The organism is Novosphingobium sp. HII-3 (assembly GCF_002916655.1).
In the GTDB taxonomy this organism is placed as follows: Bacteria; Pseudomonadota; Alphaproteobacteria; order Sphingomonadales; family Sphingomonadaceae; genus Novosphingobium; species Novosphingobium panipatense.
Window position 1 is genome coordinate 1 of the sequence record NZ_PPSM01000025.1, and the last position, 17,471, is coordinate 17,471.

The window sequence follows — 17,471 nt, forward strand, 5'->3', positions numbered from 1 at the left end:
CTTCCGCTCCGCTACAGCCGCTTCCCCGCTGCCGAGAGCGTCCAGCCTCAACCATGAGGCTTTTTATTCAAACCAACTGGCCCCTTTTTAAACCGGTGCCTGGCCCAATTTTATCCCGGCGTTGACACCGGCGTATCTTCAAAATCGTTTCCACAATGAGCATCCAAACAAAAAGCCTCCGATGAAACCGGAGGCTGTCGTAACCCCATCGCAGATGGGGGTCCCGTTTGGATGCCGATCACCCCAAATGCGGGGTCCTTATTCCATGCCTAATCACACTGTGAGACGCCGTTGCCGCCATAGGGGTTCGGCTTCTCGTAGAGCGCGTTGACGCCGTAGCTCACGCAATGCGCCAGGAGCGCCATCCGGCTCGTATCGTCGAGCGCCGCCAGCCAGTCCCACAGCGCGTCGTCCTCGGCGGGAATGTCGCCCGTCCAGCCCTCGTGGCGTTCATGCACCGCGCGGGCCGACGGACTGTCCTTCAACGCATCGTCCTGCACCGGGAAGAAGACGTGGCTGACGGAGGCCTCCATCGCGCCCTTGTACATGCGATGCTGGAAGGTGTCGGAGACCAGCTTGTGGAGGAGCGCGGTCATCGCGACATGCGGGTTGTCGGCCAGCGCATTACGAAGCGCCAGGGTGCGATGGGCCGTCAGCTCGGTGACGAGGCGATCGGGAAGCGGCTTGATCGCGTCGTCCTCGTCGTCTTCCGGCTCGGTCGGCTGGCCGCCGATCGTGATGACGGCCCGCTGCACGATCGGTTCCGCCGGATCGCCGCCGGCTTCCACGCCGGTCTCGCCCTCGGGGGCGATCGGCGCTTCGTCGTCGGCCCGGACATAGCCGCGATCGATGTCGAAGCTGCCGTCATGGGCGATGCTGATGAAGACGCCCGCGCGGGCGATATCATCGGTCTCGTAGCGGACCGGTCGCGCCTCGAGGGCGGCGAGCGCCGTCTCGATCTCGCCGAGCCGCTGGTCGACCTCGTCCGGCAGCTCGTCGGCGTCTTGATATTCGGCCTCGAGCTTCTGCTGCTCGCCGATCAGGGCGTCGATCGTCGCCTGTTCCTCGGTCGTAAGGTCGAGGGCCTCGCCGTGCAGCTCGCGCAGGCCGCGGGTCGCGTCATAGGGGAAGCTGACCGCGACCTCGATCCACTTCCAGCCTTCGGCGGCGACTTCCTCGGCCGCGATCTTCAGCTTCTCGGCGACCAGGCGGTCGAGCAGCGCCGGGTCCTGCAGCCAGCCGCCATCGTCGGACTGGAAGAGATCGCGCATGACGATGCCGCCTGCAGCCTCATAGGCGTCGAGGCCGACGAAGACGGCGCGCTTGTCCGAGGCGCGCACCGTGGTCTCGGTGAGCATGCGCCGGATCTGATAGGGCTCCTTCGACCAGGCGTCCTTGATCGCATCCCAGACCTGTTCCTGGCGGGCGTGGTCGGGCGACACCGTGAAGGCCATCAGCTGCTCCAGCGTCATGCCGTCCTCGGCATAGATCTCGAGCAGTACCGGCGATGCGGAAGCCAGGCGAAGCCGTTGCTTCACAACTTGGACCGGCACGAAGAAGGCGGCCGCGATCTCCTCCTCGGACATGCCCTTGCCCCGCATGTCGTGGAAGGCGCGAAACTGGTCGAGCGGATGCAGCGGTGCGCGCTCGATATTCTCGGCGAGCGACACCTCTTCGGGGAGGATCGCGCCGTCACGTTCGCGCACAACACAGGGCACGGGTGCGACCTTGGCGAGGCGCTTTTGCTTCACCAGCATCTCCAGCGCGCGGAAGCGGCGGCCGCCGGCCGGCACCTCGTACATGCCGGTCTCGACGCCCTCGGCGTCGACCACCGGGAAGACGCTGAGGCTCTGGATCAGGCCGCGACGCGCGATCGAGGCCGCAAGGTCATCGATCGAGACGCCGGCCTTCACGCGTCGGACGTTGGACTGGCTGAGCACCAGCTTGTTGAAGGGGATGTCGCGCGAGCACGACAGGACAATCTTCTGAACAGCAGTAGCCATCGGGATTTACTCCGCGACGGGCGGCCGAAAGACTCTCTCTCGACCTCCAACCCGTCACGGAGCGAAGCGCCGCCCTCTTCCTCTGAAGGGGGGCAGCGCCACGGACCGGTGAACCGGAGAGACACGGAAGCGCAAAGCCGGAGACACGGAAAACCGCATCCCCGGCTTTGCGGAAATCAGGCGGCTCGATCGAGCAGCTTTTTGGCCTTGGCCTCCATGTCGAGGCGGGCGTCCTGATGCGGCTTGTCGCGCGCGACGGCAGTGATGCCCTGCACGAAATCGAAGATGGACTCCGGCGCGCGGCCTTCCTCCGCCAGCACCCTGTCGATGATCTTGCCGGTTTCGGCCTTGGAGAAGCCGCGCCGACGCAGGAAGTCGTTGCGGTCTTCGTCAGTTCTGGCGACGATCCGCTCGCGGGCCGCCTTGATGCCGTTGACGAATGGCATGGGCGAGGAGTTCGCGAAGTTCAGCAGCGCCGGGGCCGCCTCGTGCGCGAAGCGATTGGCGGCGTATTTGCTGTGGCGGATGGTGATTTCCTCGAAATCTTCCACGCCCCACAAATTGCGATTTTGGCAGACCGCGCGGAGATAGAAGCTCGCCATGCCAAGCGTCTTGGCGCCGACCTCGGAATTCCAGCAATAGAAGCCCCGGAAATAGAGGTCGGGCGATCCGTCCGGCAGTCGGCCGGCCTCGATCGGATTCAGGTCGTCGACCAGGAACAGGAAGACGTCGCGATCGGAGGCATAGAGCGTCGTCGTGTCCTTGGTGATGTCGACGCGCGGATTGTAGACGCCGGTCGACCAGTCGAGTACGCCCGGCACCTTCCAGCGGGTGTCGCCCGTGCCGTTGCCGGCTATGCGCTGCACGGCTTCCACCAGTTCTGCGTCGAATATCCTCCCATAATCTGGGCCGGTGACGGCGCGCAGTTCCGTGCGGCCGTCATCGGTTTCCAGCGTCTTGATCTGCTCGGCGCGATTGGAAGTCAGGCCATATTGCAGGTTGATCCCGGCGAGCGCGGCCGGGAGCTGCCGTAGATAGGCGGCGGGTGCGCCGACCAGGCTGGCGAGCTGGCCGAAGGACCAGTGTGTCGGCGCAATGGCCGTATCGGTGCCGGGCAGGATCAGGGCCAACCGCTCCGGGTTGTTGCGGTTCGCCTCCACATGGATCAGGGCGCTTTCCACCACGCGGGCCCGGCTGCGGTCGGCGCGGTCGCGCACCGATCGCGCCAGTTCGGAGAGCGAGAGGTAGCGTTCGTCGGCCGGGCGCGAGAACCACTCAGACGAGACGCGGCCGACCCGCTCGCCGCGGCTGACATCCACCTTGTAACCGCCGGTCGTGTCACGGCGCGCATCGAGAACTTGCATGTTCATGGGACCAATCTCCACGACGGGCGCGGGAGCCTCTCTCCCAGCTATTCACCCGTCACGGAAACCGGTCCGCACTCTCACTCTCAGGGGGCGTTGCGGGGCAGGCTGTGCAGAAACTCAGCGAGGACTCGATGCGGCCGCGATGACGCAAACCGAATAGAGCGGGGTTCTCAGCCCCGCGACATCAGCGCTCCGGTTCCGAAGGCGTTCGAAGCGCGGATAATGTTGAATGCCAGGACCGAGAGGGCAGCTTCGGCTTTCACCCGCCGCAAACCGCGGGTCAGGAAGCGACCTCCGCCAGACATTCGCTTGATGGTGCCGAAGGGATGCTCGACCGTGCAGCGCCGGATCGTCATAAGATCAGGTTTCTCCTGAACCCGACGTTCCATCCGATCGAGCGCGCCCTGATCCACGAGCCTGTGAATGGTGCGCTGATATCCCGGCGTACACTGCTGTTTGATCTGGCAAGTCTGGCAGGCGGGCGTTCTGTAACGGATCGCCCGATTTCGGGTATGCTTGCCCTTGGGATACATGGTTTCACCAGCAGGGCAGCGGATCGTGTCGGTCTGCTCGTCATGGACGAATTGCACGGGGCGGAAGTATTGCGCGCTCATGGCCCCGCGCTTGATCGGCGCTGCCACGCGGACGCCGTCCTGTTCGCAACGCGCGACTTCCTGCGCGTTCGAGTAGCCTCCGTCCGCCAGCACTTCGAGCTGGTCGACGTCGAGCACTTCTTTTGCCGCTATCGCCATTGGATGCAGCAACTGGCTGTCGTTGGCTTCGTTGGCGACATCGTTGTGAATGATCAGCCCGCTTTCGATATCGACGACACTCTGGAGATTATAGGCCGGGAACTTCGGCGCCCGGCCATATCCCATTGGTCGTGCATCCGGCTCTCCGAAGACCACGACGTTGGTATCATGCTCAGCAAGTTCGGCCTGCCGCTTTTCCAAGCGCTGCTTACGGCGTTCGAGTGACGCGATCGCGCTGGCAAACGCCGCGCGATTGACCGTCTGATCGCGCGCGCGCTCCGAGTGTTGATCTGCTATGTTGAGGCGGTCGAGATAGTAGGCGATTTCTGTTTCGGTATGAGCGATGTCGCGTGCCAGACGATCCGCTCCTGCAATATTCTTCGCGCTGGCAACCGCCCGCATCTTTGTTCCGTCCAGCGCCACCTTGCCAGGAGTGACCAAGCCGTTCTCGCGACAGAAGCTGATGAATGCGGCCCCCGTGCGGATGATCGCTTCGGGGTTGTCGTGCCGGAACGCCGCAATGGTCCGATAGTCCGGGGTCATGCGCCGCATCAGCCAGATGGCCTCCAGATCGCGCTGGCAGGCGCGCTCCAATTGTCGCGATGAACGCAACTGGTTCAGGTAGCCCCAGATGTAGAGCCGCAGCATGTCGCCGGGGTGATAGCCAGGTCGTCCTGTCGGGGCAGAGACGGTGCGCTCGAAGCCGAGCGCCGTGAGATCGAGGGTTTCGACGAAGGCATCAATGACGCGGACGAGAGAGTCCTGCGACACGTAATCTTCAACACAGGCGGGCAGCAGTAACGGCTGGCTCCGGTCATATCCCTCAATAAAGCGTCCCATCGTGCCCCCGTCCCGCAAATAATTAAGTGTACCATCCGCAGGTGAATAACCCCAGTAAATGCTTGGCAATACGAGCAATATCTACTGAGCGCGCTTGGGCTTCCCGTCCTCACTGTTCGGCGGCGCTGTCCAGCTACCCGACCAGGTGGAAACTTCGGATCGTCCCTGCCTAGACTCTCGCCAATATGTCGATTATTCTCGACATATGGAATCAGATAATGCCATCCTCGCTTTCGCCGCGCTCGCGCAACCGACCCGACTCGACGTGTTCCGTCTACTGATGGAGCATGAGCCGGACGGGTTGCCCGCAGGCGAGATCGCCCGCAGGTTAGATGTCCCCCACAATACGATGTCCACACATCTGGCGACGCTGACGCGCGCCAGCCTGATAGAGGCGGAGCGGCATAGCCGGTCGATCATTTATCGGGCAAGGCTCGACGCCGTTCGCGCGCTTGCCAGCTTTCTCGTCAAGGATTGCTGCGGCGGCCGACCCGAGATCTGCGCGCCGCTGATCGCCGATTTTTCCCCTTGCTGCTCACCGCAAACCCTCACCGCAAAGGAGGCCACTCATGACTGACCGCATCTTCAACGTCCTGTTCCTCTGCACCGGCAATTCGGCGCGCTCAATCCTCGCGGAAAGCATCCTGGACAAGGATGGCGAAGGCCGATTTCGTGCCTTCTCTGCCGGGTCGCAACCCAAGGGGGCGGTCAATCCCTTCGCGCTGAAGGTGCTGAAGAGCTTCGACTACCCCTCTGAAGGCTTCCGCTCGAAGGGTTGGGAAGAGTTTGCTGGGCCTGATGCGCCTGTTATGGATTTCGTGTTCACCGTCTGCGACAACGCCGCCGGCGAAACCTGCCCTGTCTGGCCTGGCCAGCCGATGACAGCTCATTGGGGCATCGAAGACCCTGCCGCCGTCGATGGGCCGGATATCCAGAAGGAAGTCTCCTTCGCTGCGGCCTTCCGCTACATGAAGAACCGCATCTCGGCGTTCACGTCCCTGCCGGTTGCTAGTCTCGACAAGGCGTCGCTGCGCACGAAGCTGACCGAGATCGGCCAATCAGATGGCGCGTCGTCTCCCAGAAACAGCGCGGCGTGAGGCAAGCCATGGATGTCATCATCTATCACAACCCGGATTGCGGGACTTCGCGCAATACCTTGGCGATGATCCGCAATGCGGGCGTCGAGCCGCATGTCATCGAATATCTGAAGACGCCGCCATCTCGGGACATGCTGACTCGGCTTATCGCGCGCATGGGTATATCTGCGCGAGAGCTGCTCCGTGAGAAAGGCACGCCTTATGCCGAACGTGGCCTTGGCGACCCGGCTCTGAGCGAGGCGCAATTGCTCGATGCCATGATGGCGCATCCTATCCTGATCAACCGACCCATCGTCGTCAGCCCTAAGGGCGTCCGGCTCTGCCGACCGTCCGAGGACGTGCTCGACCTGCTGCCGCCGCAACGCGGCGCGTTCGTCAAGGAAGACGGCGAGCGCGTGGTGGACGAACACGGCCGTCGCGTCGCAAGGGCGTGAGAGAATTGCATGTCCACCTTTGAACGCTACCTGACCCTCTGGGTCGCGCTGTGCATTGTCGTCGGCATCGCGCTCGGCCATTTTCTGCCGGGCGCATTTCATGCCATCGGCACGATGGAAATTGCCAAGGTCAACCTGCCGGTGGCGGTACTGATCTGGCTGATGGTCATCCCTATGCTGCTCAAGATCGACTTCGCTGCGCTTGGTGAGGTCGGCCGCCACTGGCGCGGCATCGGCGTAACGCTGTTCATCAACTGGGCGGTAAAACCGTTCTCGATGGCGCTACTGGGCTGGTTGTTCATCGGCTGGCTGTTCCGGCCCTATCTACCTGCCGACCAGATCGACAGTTACATTGCCGGCCTCATCATCCTTGCAGCCGCGCCATGCACGGCCATGGTGTTTGTCTGGTCGAACCTGACCAAGGGTGAACCGCATTTCACATTGAGCCAGGTCGCCCTCAACGACGCGATCATGGTCGTCGCCTTTGCGCCGATTGTCGGCCTGCTGCTGGGCCTGTCAGCCATCACCGTGCCGTGGGGCACGCTGGTCCTGTCGGTCATCCTTTATATCGTCATTCCCGTCATCATCGCGCAGATCATCCGTCGCCGGATGCTGACAAGTGGCGGGCAGGCAGCGCTTGACCGGCTGCTTTCAAAGCTCGGCCCGGCTTCTCTCGTCGCTTTGCTGGCGACGCTTGTTTTGCTGTTCGGATTTCAGGGCGAGCAGATCATCGCGCAGCCGGCCATCATCGGCCTGCTGGCAGTGCCGATCCTGATTCAGGTCTATTTCAACTCCGGCCTTGCCTATCTGCTCAACCGGCTTGCCGGCGAACAACATTGCGTTGCCGGTCCCTCGGCGCTGATCGGCGCGTCAAATTTCTTCGAACTGGCGGTTGCCGCCGCCATCAGCCTGTTCGGTTTTCACTCGGGTGCGGCGCTCGCCACCGTTGTCGGGGTGCTGATCGAAGTGCCGGTGATGCTCTCGGTCGTCTGGATCGTGAACCGCTCCAAAGGCTGGTATGAGCGTGGCGGCAAGGTGTCCGAACTCGCGAAAGAGCAGCGTTGATGCCGGACGATCTTCCCAATCTTGATGCCGGCTGCGTTGATACTCCCAGCCTTGGTCGGCTGCGCGTAACCGACCCTTCTACCCATCCGCCGCGTATCCTGCTGCTTTATGGCTCGCTCCGCGAGCGATCCTACAGCCGTTTCCTGACATTCGAGGCCGAGCGTCTGCTGAAACACTTTGGCGCGGAAACACGCATCTTCGATCCGCATGGCCTGCCATTGCCGGACGGCGCCGAGGTCAGGCATCCGAAAGTGCAGGAACTGCGAGAGCTCTCGCTCTGGTCGGAAGGCCAGGTCTGGACCAGCCCGGAGCGGCACGGCGCAATGAGCGCGGTGATGAAGGCGCAGATCGACTGGATTCCCCTTTCGGTCGGCGCGGTAAGGCCAACGCAGGGCCGGACACTCGCGGTGATGCAGGTCTCCGGCGGCTCGCAGAGCTTCAACGCCGTCAACCAGATGCGTGTGCTCGGCCGCTGGATGCGCATGGTGACGATCCCCAACCAGTCCTCCGTCGCCAAGGCCTTTCAGGAGTTCGACGATGCGGGCCGGATGAAACCGTCCTCTTATTATGATCGAGTGGTCGACGTAATGGAGGAACTGATGAAGTTTACGCTTCTGACGCGCGACGTCTCACCCTACCTGACCGACCGCTATTCCGAGCGCAAGGAGAGCGGCGAGGCCCTGATGCAGCGGGTCAATCTGACGGCTGCAACCTGAGAATCTATTCCGCGCCGATCGCACGTCATCGCTCGCAAGAATGCCCCAACCAACGAGGTCCCTTGAATGGATCATAGCCCGCAACAGTCGCAAGGAAGCGTCTCCGAGGTATTCCGCGCATTCCTGAAGCTAGGGCTCACCTCCTTCGGTGGACCGATCGCACATCTGGGCTATTTCCGGGACGAGCTGGTGACGCGGCGAAAATGGATGAGCGAAAGCGCATATGCCGATTTGGTGGCACTGTGCCAGTTCCTGCCCGGTCCGGCTTCCAGCCAGGTCGGCTTTGCTCTTGGTCTGACGCGGGCGGGATGGCTCGGCGCGTTCGCAGCTTTCCTCGCCTTCACCCTGCCATCGGCCATGATCCTTCTTGCGCTTGCCATGACGGCTACGCGGCTGGAAAGCCCGTTAGCGCTTGGCGTCCTACATGGTCTCAAGATCGTCGCCGTCGCCATCGTGGCGCAAGCCGTGTGGGGCATGGCAAAAAACCTGTGCCCCGATAAGGAGCGCGCCACGATCGCGGTCGTGGCCGTGCTTCTGCTTGCCTGGGCGCCGGGAGCGATCGGGATGATGGCGGCCATACTGCTGGGCGCACTTGCCGGGCTGGCTCTTGGCAAAGGACAGGTCACGATTGGCGAGCATCTGCCTGTGCCGGTTTCACGCAAAGCCGGACTGATGGCCTTCGCGCTGTTCGTCGCCCTACTGATTGGCCTGCCGGTCCTAGCGGGGCAAGCGCAAGGATGGGCGCTGGCGGACAGCTTCTTTCGTGCCGGCTCGCTTGTCTTTGGTGGCGGACATGTCGTGTTGCCGCTGTTACAGGCTGAAACTGTCACGCCAGGATGGGTGTCCGATGATGCCTTCCTTGCGGGTTATGGCGCAGCGCAGGCGGTCCCCGGACCGCTCTTTACCTTTGCCGCCTGGCTCGGAGCGGTCATGGGACCGGCGCCGAACGGCGTGGCCGGCGCGACGATCGCTCTTGTCGCACTTTTCCTGCCGGGCTTCCTGATCCTGATCGGGGCGTTGCCCTTCTGGGATCAACTGCGCCGTAAGACGTGGGCGCAGTCGGCCATGCAGGGCGCCAATGCCGCAGTCGTCGGAATCCTCGGCGCTGCGCTTTATTCGCCTGTCTTCACCAGCGCGATCGGAGGCATGCCGGATTTCGCACTGGCCTTGATTTGTTTCGTGGCGCTGATGGCCTGGAAAGCTCCGCCATGGGTCGTCGTGTTGCTGGCGGCCGTGGGTGGAGCTGCGCTTAGCCTGTTGATGTAAGGCGGTTTCGAAAGCTATCGGGCTCACTCTGTCAAACCCGAGGTAGCACGATGCTGAATTGTGTCGCGCCACGCCAACGCTAGCCGGCGAGATCCAAGCCCAGCGACATCAGGGAGAGTTTCTGCACAGCCTGGGGGTCTCCCCGCAGAAGGGGTCGGCCGAGACGCAAGGCTCGGGCGCAGGGGAAGGCTTTCCCCTCAGAATCGTAAGGCCGGAATTACGTTTACCAGGATCGGCGTGTTCCCACCTTTCGGTCCGCTCAGGTCCGCTAGGCCAGTCTATCGCGCGTCAGCTCAAAGGCTCAGTCTTCCGGGGGCTCGTCATGGGGATCGAGCTCAGAAAAGTCGGTCAGCGTGTCGCATCGGATGCAATAGTACATCTGCGAGGCTTCCTGGAAATGCATGCCGCACAGGCATCCGCAGAACGGGCAGCACTCATCCATTTCCAGTTCGGCCCATTCCCACACGCCCAGATATTCGGGAATGGCGTCGCGATCATATCCGACGATCTGGAAGGCGTCGGCGTTCTTGGCGACAAATCCATCGTGGCCTGCGCGCATGAGAATGGGCAGAATGTCAGCCGGCTCGATGGAAAACCACTCTCCGCGCACATGAGTCGCTGCAAAATGGTGATGCAGGTGTCGCTCAAGCTGGAAGGCGTCGGCCGTGTCGATCCACCCAAGCAGCCGCAAGTCCAGGGGGTTGCCAGTCTGGAGGCTGCGTTTGCGCGCTTCTATGTTCTTCGCCACCCCGATCTTGATCGGGGTGCATCCATTTTCGTCTTCACCAATGAAATAGACCGGCACGTCGCGCTCCTCGCGGCGTTACCGGAGCCGGTCGAGCAGAATCTCGACCATCTCCTGATTTGAGTTCGCGACGATGTCGAGCGGCCGGTTCTCCTGCCTCATGAGTGCGATCAGCAGGCAGGCCGTCAGCGGCCAGAAGGACGAACCGGCCGGCAGGCTGTAACCGCTGATCATCGCCGTAAGCCGCTCGGCGATCGGCGGATATTGCCGGTTGCCCCAATGCGCGTGGGTCGGCGTCATCGCATGGATGATCACGGCGGCGAGCGCCATTCCCATCGCACGCTTTTGGTGGACTTGGGCATAATGGTGCCCATGCTCCCTAGCGTAAGCGGCGAGGCCGCTCGTCATGTACTCGCGCGCCCAGGTGTCGCAGGCGATTTCCTCTTCGGGCAGTGTCGAAGGCGCGTCGTTGTCGGCGCAGTACATGACGTGTCGGAATTCATGCAGGAGCGCGAAGGCAAGGGCGAGCGCGACCAGGTCGAAGGCGGCCTTGTGCTGATTGTCCGCGAGGCCGTCGCGATCGGGGGTCGGCTCTGGGATGTCCGCCGGCCAGGAAATGTCGGCGGTCTGTTCGACTGCAATGAGCGATTGAGCGTTGGCGACGCGTTGTCTGTAGTCGAATTCGTATTGCCCCCGTTCGGTGTCGACATTCAGCGCTTGGTCGAGCGGCATCCCGGTTACGGTCGCGAGTACCAAGGCGGGCGAATAGACCTCGATCGCGCGCCAGGCGCTAAAGCCGAGCAACCAGAAGAAATCGATCGTCTTGGTGTCGAACCTGATGCGGCTGGCGTCTGCATTCATTGTGACGCCTTTGCCGCTGGGAGCGACTTCGACGGCGTGGCCGTAACGGCTCCACAGACCGCTGATCTCGTCGGCGCGCTCGGGGACTGCGCCGCGCAGCAGATGGAGGATGATTGTCCGGTCGGATGGCTCGGTCGTCATGCGTGTTTGGTCTCCTCCGGATCAGGGGACGACGTCGCGGCTTCGCCGGACATACGTAGATGGGTGATCGACGACAGAACCGAGTTCGCCCAGATGGTGCTGCACTCGACATCGCCGTCGCGTTCAAACCAGTGGGTGGCGCCGGGAATGAGATCGAAGGGAATAGGGTGGGCCGCCCGCGGATTGTGGAAGACCTCCAGCTCCTGGCACCAGGCTTCCCCCCAAGGCCAGAGCGATTGATATTCGTCGCTGCCGACCGTCAGCTCAAAATCGATTGGCTCGAGCGCGCCAGGTGTCCGATCAAACAGGATGCCGCGCCGGATCATCTCCAGACCGGGCGGTCGCCAGCCGGCGAGGAAGCCCATGCGGTTGAACTTGGCCAGCGTGCCGGCATTGCTGAAGATGACTGCGGACAGATGCGCGAAGTCCGGGTCGCGGAACAGGCCGGCCGGAATGCCATGTTTGCCGGTGAGGTTGGCGATTGAGGTGCCGATCGCGCGGCGATGCGCGCCTTCGCCTTCAACGTCGGCGCGTAGGCCATAGAGATAGGTGGGAAGCGCCTCGCGGCTCCACACCATCGAACCGGATTCATGGAAGTCCGCGATGGCGATGGCGAAGGAGCGGCCCGCTACGTGCTCCAGCTCATGATAGTTGCGCTGGAGCTTGCCCCGCAGCGTCTTGGCGAAACGTTCGGCGGGCGCGCCAGTAAGCCGCTCGCGACGGTCCTCTGGCGCATGTACCCAGTCGCCGATCCCGCCCGCGCGCGGGGTTTCAGAGTTGGCGGTGACCGCCTCGATCCAGCACTCGGCGCCATCCTTTTCGATCCAGAAGTCTGGAGAGACATGATCCTGCTGGACGATTAGCCCCTGCTCGCGGAAGCAGGCGAGCAGATAGAGCTCGAAAAGCCGCGAGGCGAAGTTGTTGGTCTGCAGATCGGTGACGAAATTGGCGTCAGGCTTGGGAAGCGCGAGATAGCATTCACCGACTGCCATGAGGGCGGGTACATGGCTCACCGTCCCGGCAAGAAGCTCAAACTCGGGCGAGACGCCGCGCGCGCCTGCCTGCATCAGGGGTGGACGGCGCCGCGCGCCCGGTGGAAGCGGTTCGGGCGGCTCGCCGCCGCGCATGCTGATGCTGAGATGGTCGAGTGCTGCTTCAGGGGTAGAGAATGGCCCCCCTTCGTCGACGCGCACCCAAAGATGGTCGACGCGTCGACGCATGGCCAAGGTGGTGAACGCCCCGTGCTCTGGATCGCGAAGGATGCAGCCGCAGGCGCTGCCACCAACCTGATAGGCGCTGAAGATGTGGGACGCCTCGAAGTTCGGTCCACGCTCAAGCGACAGCGCGTAGAGTTCGAACTGCCGCTGGTTTAAGGGTTTGATCAGTTGCTGTTTAACGTCGGCGGCCATCGTCACCCTCGCGGCGATAAGAGCGACAGACCGTCGAGTGCGACCGAGACCATGTGTGTGATGGTGTCTTCATTGCGCCTCTGCCACCGCCACCGAAGCCAGGATGTCGTTGGCCTCCCATCCGTCGCCCTGCGGCGTGGTGACGAACTCGCGATCCCAAACGCCCCAGTTGGTCGGCAGCGGAACCTGGGCGAGCGGATTGTGGACGTAGGTGATAGGCCGGGCCTGGCGCGACAGGTTGCCGAGGCCAACGCGTGACCAGATTACGCCGGACACGTCGGCGAAGCGCTCGTCGAGAAACGCTGTGCGCGGGATCGGATTGCGTTCGCGGGCGATCAGGGGCGCTGCGTGAAATCCTTCCTCGACGACATCTCCAGTCGCGCGATCGATGGTGATGTACGCATCGCCGATCGGGAAGAGCGTCGTCATGATCAGCGGCAACGGCTGCTCGGCGACATAGACGCCAAAGCGGCTCGCGCTGATGGCGACGATCCGCGAGTCTTCCGGGGCGATCACGCCCTGTTCGATGTAGCGCGCGATCTTCTGCGCCTTGGTCCAGAAGGCGCCGGACGTCCGCAACTGGGCTTGGCGGATGGGCGCGGCGACTAGGCCACCACCCTGGTTCATGGGAATGGGTTGCACGATCTGGTCGGGACCAGGCCCGCCTTCGTCGGGGGCGATGGCTTCGATCCAGATGCGGCGGCCCTCGCCGAGGACGCAGAGGTCAGGCTGGCCGCCTTGGCGCTGACGGTCCGCGACGGGCAACAACGTCCGGCCCGCCTCGATCAGAGTGCAGCCGAGATACATTTCCCAGAAGCGGCCATCGACGTCGCGGGCAAAGCCCTGCGGAAAATCAGGGTCGGCATAGGGCTCGTAGGTCGCCCACATGACTTCGATCTGGTCGTGAAGCTGTTGCTCGGTCCGCGATTCCGCGGCCCTCAGGTTCATGAAGCCGCGATCGAGATTGGCGCCGTCGACATCGAAAAGTTTGGTCATCGTCAGGTCCCGTTAGGCGCGGCGGAGCATTCGCTCGATACGCAGGCGCTGATAGCCGTGCGAAAGCACATGCTGGCGAAGTTGGCGAATGTCGCGCACCCCGAACGCCACCGCCGCCTTCAACGGGCTGGCAAAGGTCGCGTAGTAGGTCCAGCGCACGTCGGTCGGTAACGGCGCGTTCTGGCGGCGGTCGGTGATAACGACATCGCGCGGATCACTGGTGTTGCGGAACGCATGGAAGGTGATCCAATCGGGCCGGCGATACCGCGCCGCCTTGCTGAAGGGCACCGACTGCACTTTCACGTCGCTCTGGTCGAGGACCCAATCGCGCTGTTCGAGGATCTGGCGCACCATGTGACCGACCATTTGCTTCACGCGGTCGGCCAGCACCTCCTCGCGAAATTCGGCGAGGAGCTGCTCCTCGATGCCCTCGACCGCCGGTTTGCTGAGCTCCGAGGCGGTCTCGAGGCGCGCTACGTTTTCGGACGTCGTGAGGAACGCCCAGATGCGTTGACCGAGTTCGGACGCGTAGAGCGATGCGAATTTTTCGGGACTGTAGGCGAGCATGACCGGAACTCCTTTACCGGGCAAATATGGCCGGTTATAAGTGCCTGTCAATGCCGGTGCGCGACAAGCGCTCCGATGCCGGAACGGGGGAGGCTGGGTTGGACTTCGAGGATCTCGTGACGGCGCTGGAGCCGCCGCCGAACCGCGTCGGCAAGTCCGATGGCGGCCATGAGCACCACCTGTACGAAGGCGCTGTGATGGTCGCTTACGCCATGCATCTTCTGCGCACGGCGAATGCGCCGCATGTGCGCATCCATCCGGACGGCGAGCATGGCAAGCAATTCGATTTCGCGGGCTGGCTGCTGCGCCGGGAATTTACCAAGGTTTCCAGCCTCGGCACTACGACATACGGCGGTGTCTATCGGAACGCCGCGGGCCAGACGATCACCGTCCATCCGAAGTCGGGCCTGGGCGATGTCGTGGCGGAGGCCGGCGACCACATCATCTCGGCCGAGTGCAAGGGCGGCATCATCAACACGCGGCACTCGGGCCAGGTGTCCTGCCTCTACAAAGGACTGTGCGAGACAGTGGGAATGCTGATGGCGACGCCGTCGCCGGGCCGACAGGTTGCGGTCGTGCCCCTGACGGAGGGTACTCGGCGCTTGGCCGAGCGCCTCGCGCCGCGTTGCGCGCTGGCGGGCATTGAGATCGCGCTTGTCGGCGCCCGTGGCGAGGTCATGGATGTCAAGCCTGCCGGTGACGTCACGGGAAGGAGAGACGAATGAGAAGGGTGCTGACGGTCGGGCTGACCTACACCGGCGATGCGATCGAAGGGGTGGAGATCGACAATCTAGGCCTTTGCCGGCCGGAAGTGGATCGCACGCGGGCGGCATATCCACTCTACGAATACGACACGATCATCATCAATCCCGAGAGCTATTCGCATTTCCTGTTCGGCTCGGCCGGCGAGTTCTCGAACGAGCTCTATGAGCTGGGCAAGCTGAAAGGACAGAACGACCGCTATGATCTCGATTCCGCTTTCGATTCGGAAGATCGGCGAAGGGAGATGGAGGCAGCGATCGCTGATGGCGCCACGGTCGTCTGGTGTCTGTCCGAGCCGAAGCGGGTGAACTTTTTCGGCTATCGCGAGACGCATCTGGGCTACGCGGCGCCGAAGGTGGCGAGTTTCGTAAAGCGCTCGGAACTCCTCGTGAAGAAGGGGCGCAGGATGGGTCACGTTGACCCGGATAGTCCGTTCGCACGCTATTTTGACGTGCTGTCACAGACCGGTGGCTGGACGCTCTGCCTGTCGGATCCCGGTGAAGGCTTCGCTTCGATCGCCGCGACGCCGGAGGGCTATAGCCTGGGCGGCCAGGTGACGATCGGGGCCACGACAGGGTGGCTGCTGACGCCGCCGACATCGCACGAAGCGCAAAACCAGCTCGTCCGCGACAGCTTGGCGCTGGAGAAGGCGGACCCTGCGCACGAAAAGTACCACGGCATCTTCTTGAGCCACACCGGTGTCGACAAACCGTTCGTGCGCCAGCTGCGCAAGGATCTCCTCGCCCATGGCGTGCCGCGCGTCTGGCTGGACGAAGCGGAGATCGAAATCGGCGACTCGCTGATCGCCAAGATCGATGAGGGTATGAAGCTCAGCCGATACATCGCCGTCGTCCTGTCAAAGAAGTCGATCGACGCCCCTTGGGTGAAGAAGGAGCTCGACCTGGCGATGAACCGGGAGATTTCCACCGGCGAAGTGGTCGTGCTGCCATTGCTCTATGAAGAGTGCGAGCTGCCTGGGTTCCTGAAAGGCAAGCTCTACGCCGACTTCTCCAAACCTGAAGAATATGAAGCCGTTCTGGGCAAGCTCCTGCGACGGCTTCGGATCGCCTGATGAGCGTTGTAGCGGACGGCCCCAGTTCAGCGATGCTTGGCGCGATGGCCGAGCTTTGGCGGCTCAGCCCGCCTGGTCCTGACAATATCCTCGCGCATCCGGCATTCGTGCGTCTGCGCGAGGCCTGCCGTGACAACTACTCCGGCACGGGGAAGACAGGCCCCGCATTCGCTCTCTCGACGGCGTTGAGGGCGTTGGGGCTGCCGTGCCACCTGCAAAAGGACGCCGCCGATTTGGCGCTTTCAGTGGAAGAGGCGGCGGCGGGTCTCGACGCGGCGCTGCGTTCCACACGTTCCACGCGGGTGCATCTCGCGCCGCTCGATCTAGCGGATGATCTGTCGCCGCTTGCATTCGGCCCGGCGAAGCTATGCCGGCTGACGCCGGACGAGTTGCGGGTGGTCTTCGATGAGCGCCGCCTAAAGCGGGTCTATCCGCGGCAGGAGCTGGACGCCGATCGGCTGTCGGAGTTTCACTGGCTGGTCGTCGAGGAGACGGTGGCGTTCAAGCACGGGCCGGAAGCGCGGGCGGTCCCGTTTTTCTCGATGGATCTCAGCCAGGATCTGGGGCGGATCGAGCCACACAAGGGACGGTTTCCATTCGCCTTCGAGGAAGCGCTGTTCTTCCTCCTGCTGGCGCCCTGGGAGAGCTGGTCGACGATGCCGGAAGTGGATTGGCGAGCATTCCGCGTGCCGTGGGTTTACACCGTCGACAGCGACATCTTCGTGCGTCCAGGCTCGCCGCCATCACCCGACACGCTGAGCTGGGAAGATCGCATCTATGATGACGGCTATGGCGGAACCTACGAAGAAGAGCGGCCGGTCGAGCTGCGCCTTGATGACAACGCCGCGACCGAGCTGACTGTTTGGGACCAGAGCCGGTGGGTGATCGTTGAGCAGGCGAAGCAATCGGTTCTGTTTGAGACGCCGGTCGCCCATTTCGTGATCCGCGCCTTCCTTGCCGAAGGCGTGGATGAATTTCTCGCCCACATCACAACGATCGAGGCGGCGCTGGGGCTGCGCGCCGACTATCAGAAGAGTTTCCGTGTTGCGCCTGATCGCCATAAGGGAATGCGCGCGACGAACCGGATGCGAGGGCGTGTCGCCGGCCTGCTCGGTGACCGTAGCCATGCTGACCAGTATGAGCAGCTTTTCGACATAAGAAGCGCCTTCCTGCACGGTCGCGCCATGACGGACATCTCGACCCAAGAGCAGGTGATGGCCCGTTCGCTGGCTCGTCAGGTCGTCGAGGCGCTGATCTTGGCGACGCAATCGGGACAGATCTCGTCGCGCGAGGATTTTCTGGACAGCCTGCTCGATAAGGGCGCGCCGCTGATCTAACGGCGCTGACCCGCCGAGCCGTCGGTTGCAAACTGTCAGAA

Annotated in this window: 16 protein-coding genes and 1 pseudogene; 9 read left to right on the forward strand and 8 right to left on the reverse strand. The window is 63.0% G+C overall.

Annotated features, from left to right (window positions below; genetic code table 11):
- Positions 1 to 278: 278 nt before the first annotated feature.
- The 3 genes and pseudogenes from C2R25_RS09820 to C2R25_RS09830 form a co-directional block, all read right to left on the reverse strand.
- Positions 279 to 2,003: pseudogene (locus C2R25_RS09820) on the reverse strand (ParB/RepB/Spo0J family partition protein); the annotation flags it as partial.
- A gap of 176 nt (positions 2,004 to 2,179) precedes the next feature.
- A complete protein-coding gene (locus C2R25_RS09825) occupies positions 2,180 to 3,373 on the reverse strand; it encodes a DUF932 domain-containing protein (protein ID WP_103729015.1) in 1,194 nt (397 codons plus the stop codon).
- 167 nt (positions 3,374 to 3,540) lie between these two features.
- Positions 3,541 to 5,031, reverse strand: coding sequence for an IS1182 family transposase (locus C2R25_RS09830; protein WP_233203893.1), 1,491 nt, complete (start codon positions 5,029 to 5,031; stop codon positions 3,541 to 3,543).
- Between the two features lie 136 nt (positions 5,032 to 5,167).
- On the opposite strand from C2R25_RS09830, the gene C2R25_RS09835 reads away from it, so the two are divergent.
- The 6 genes from C2R25_RS09835 (at position 5,168) to chrA (ending at position 9,540) form a co-directional block, all read left to right on the forward strand.
- Positions 5,168 to 5,539 (forward strand): helix-turn-helix transcriptional regulator, encoded by a 372-nt coding sequence (locus C2R25_RS09835; protein ID WP_046845536.1) that lies wholly within the window; start codon positions 5,168 to 5,170, stop codon positions 5,537 to 5,539.
- On the forward strand, positions 5,532 to 6,059 hold the full coding sequence (locus C2R25_RS09840; protein ID WP_046845537.1) for an arsenate reductase ArsC: 528 nt from the start codon (positions 5,532 to 5,534) through the stop codon (positions 6,057 to 6,059). Before C2R25_RS09835 ends, C2R25_RS09840 begins: the two co-directional genes overlap by 8 nt.
- 8 nt (positions 6,060 to 6,067) lie before the next feature.
- Entirely contained in the window at positions 6,068 to 6,493 is a 426-nt protein-coding gene (gene arsC / locus C2R25_RS09845) for an arsenate reductase (glutaredoxin) (RefSeq protein ID WP_046845538.1), read from the forward strand.
- Positions 6,494 to 6,502: 9 nt separating this feature from the next.
- Positions 6,503 to 7,558 (forward strand): ACR3 family arsenite efflux transporter, encoded by a 1,056-nt coding sequence (gene arsB / locus C2R25_RS09850; protein ID WP_046845539.1) that lies wholly within the window; start codon positions 6,503 to 6,505, stop codon positions 7,556 to 7,558.
- Complete coding sequence (gene arsH / locus C2R25_RS09855; RefSeq protein WP_098107553.1) at positions 7,558 to 8,274, forward strand: arsenical resistance protein ArsH; 717 nt, start codon at positions 7,558 to 7,560, stop codon at positions 8,272 to 8,274. The genes arsB and arsH overlap by 1 nt, the downstream gene beginning before the upstream one ends.
- Before the next feature lie 66 nt (positions 8,275 to 8,340).
- Complete coding sequence (gene chrA, locus C2R25_RS09860; protein ID WP_103729016.1) at positions 8,341 to 9,540, forward strand: chromate efflux transporter; 1,200 nt, start codon at positions 8,341 to 8,343, stop codon at positions 9,538 to 9,540.
- Between the two features lie 301 nt (positions 9,541 to 9,841).
- On the opposite strand, the gene C2R25_RS09865 is transcribed toward chrA, so the two are convergent.
- The 5 genes from C2R25_RS09865 to C2R25_RS09885 form a co-directional block, all read right to left on the reverse strand.
- Complete coding sequence (locus C2R25_RS09865; protein ID WP_103729017.1) at positions 9,842 to 10,345, reverse strand: GIY-YIG nuclease family protein; 504 nt, start codon at positions 10,343 to 10,345, stop codon at positions 9,842 to 9,844.
- An 18-nt stretch (positions 10,346 to 10,363) separates the two neighbouring features.
- The gene (locus C2R25_RS09870; protein ID WP_103729018.1) at positions 10,364 to 11,287 is read right to left on the reverse strand and encodes a phage exclusion protein Lit family protein; all 924 of its coding nucleotides are present in this window, start codon (positions 11,285 to 11,287) and stop codon (positions 10,364 to 10,366) included.
- Positions 11,284 to 12,696 (reverse strand): hypothetical protein, encoded by a 1,413-nt coding sequence (locus C2R25_RS09875; RefSeq protein ID WP_103729019.1) that lies wholly within the window; start codon positions 12,694 to 12,696, stop codon positions 11,284 to 11,286. Before C2R25_RS09875 ends, C2R25_RS09870 begins: the two co-directional genes overlap by 4 nt.
- A 69-nt stretch (positions 12,697 to 12,765) precedes the next feature.
- Complete coding sequence (locus C2R25_RS09880; protein WP_103729020.1) at positions 12,766 to 13,692, reverse strand: hypothetical protein; 927 nt, start codon at positions 13,690 to 13,692, stop codon at positions 12,766 to 12,768.
- Between the two features lie 12 nt (positions 13,693 to 13,704).
- On the reverse strand, positions 13,705 to 14,259 hold the full coding sequence (locus C2R25_RS09885; RefSeq protein ID WP_103729021.1) for a hypothetical protein: 555 nt from the start codon (positions 14,257 to 14,259) through the stop codon (positions 13,705 to 13,707).
- A gap of 26 nt (positions 14,260 to 14,285) precedes the next feature.
- Here C2R25_RS09885 and C2R25_RS09890 point away from each other — a divergent pair, with 26 nt between their 5' ends.
- The 3 genes from C2R25_RS09890 to C2R25_RS09900 all read left to right on the forward strand — a co-directional run bounded on the left by C2R25_RS09890 (position 14,286) and on the right by C2R25_RS09900 (position 17,430).
- Positions 14,286 to 14,984 carry a hypothetical protein gene (locus tag C2R25_RS09890; protein WP_233203899.1) on the forward strand — a complete coding sequence of 233 codons (699 nt, stop codon included), beginning with the start codon at positions 14,286 to 14,288 and terminating at the stop codon, positions 14,982 to 14,984.
- Between the two features lie 443 nt (positions 14,985 to 15,427).
- Positions 15,428 to 16,093: a toll/interleukin-1 receptor domain-containing protein gene (locus tag C2R25_RS21315; RefSeq protein WP_369825703.1), complete on the forward strand. Its 666-nt coding sequence runs from the start codon at positions 15,428 to 15,430 to the stop codon at positions 16,091 to 16,093.
- Positions 16,093 to 17,430, forward strand: coding sequence for a hypothetical protein (locus C2R25_RS09900; protein ID WP_205665897.1), 1,338 nt, complete (start codon positions 16,093 to 16,095; stop codon positions 17,428 to 17,430). The genes C2R25_RS21315 and C2R25_RS09900 overlap by 1 nt, the downstream gene beginning before the upstream one ends.
- Positions 17,431 to 17,471 lie beyond the last annotated feature (41 nt).